Source organism: Luedemannella flava (assembly GCF_039528515.1).
In the GTDB taxonomy this organism is placed as follows: domain Bacteria; phylum Actinomycetota; class Actinomycetes; order Mycobacteriales; family Micromonosporaceae; genus Luedemannella; species Luedemannella flava.
In genome coordinates, this window is sequence record NZ_BAAALT010000310.1 from 1 (window position 1) to 619 (window position 619).

The 619-nt window shown below is 69.8% G+C and carries 1 protein-coding gene; it reads right to left on the reverse strand.

The genetic code is table 11. The features are described 5' to 3' along the window. Positions 1-619: SigB/SigF/SigG family RNA polymerase sigma factor (locus ABD211_RS32900; protein ID WP_344140419.1), on the reverse strand; the 619-nt coding region annotated here is incomplete at both ends.

Sequence of the window (619 nt, forward strand, 5' to 3'; positions counted from 1 at the left end):
TGAGGGCGCGGGTGAGGAGTCGGGAGACGTGCATCTGGGAGACGCCGATCTGGTCGGCGATCTGGGACTGGGTCATGTTGTGGTAGAAGCGCAGGCCGAGGATGCGGCGTTCGCGCTCGTCGAGGGTGGCCAGTGCGGGGGCGAGGGTGGCGCGTAGTTCGGTGAGGTCGAGGTCGGGGTCGGTGTCGCCGAGGAGGTCGCCGATCTCGCCGCCGCTGTCGGTGCCGGGGCGGGTGGGGGTCTGCAGGCTGATGGCGTTGTAGGCGCCTGCGCCGGTGAGGCCGTCGCGGACGTCGGTTTCGGTGATGCCGAGGTGGGTGGCGATGTCGGCGGGGGTGGGTTCGCGGTGCAGGGTGTTGGTCAGGGTGTTGGCGGCTTCGGCGACCTGCAGGCGTAGTTCCTGGATGCGGCGGGGTACGCGCACGTCCCAGGTGTGGTCGCGGAAGTGTCGTTTGATTTCGCCGACGATGGTGGGTACGGCGTAGGCGGCGAACTCGACGCCGCGGGTGGGGTCGAAGCGGTCGACGGCCTTGATGAGGCCGATGGTGGCGGTCTGGGTCAGGTCGTCGTGGGTTTCGCCGCGGTTGGCGAACCGGTTGGCCAGGCTGGTCGCGAGGGG